At 75.4% G+C, this 207-nt stretch carries 1 protein-coding gene; it reads right to left on the minus strand.

Annotated features, from left to right (window positions below; translation table 11 throughout):
• Positions 1–207 (minus strand): hypothetical protein (locus tag V6B97_RS17525; protein WP_333507725.1); only part of this gene is annotated, 207 nt, incomplete at both ends.

A 207-nucleotide genomic window follows, 5' to 3' on the forward strand; every position in this document is an offset into this window, starting at 1 on the left:
CGTGCCCCGGAGGTCGAGGGAGCCGCCCACGGTCAGGTTGTCCGGCAGGGCCGTGACGCCCGTGCCCCGGAGGTCGAGGGAGCCGCCCACGGTCAGGTTGTCCGGCAGGGCCGTGACGCCCGTGCCCTGGAGGTCGAGGTAGCCGCCCACGGTCAGGTTGTCCGGCAGGGCCGTGACGCCCGTGCCCTGGAGGTCGAGGTAGCCGCC

It is taken from the genome of Nitratidesulfovibrio sp. 1201_IL3209 (assembly GCF_036763125.1).
GTDB lineage: Bacteria > Desulfobacterota > Desulfovibrionia > Desulfovibrionales > Desulfovibrionaceae > Cupidesulfovibrio.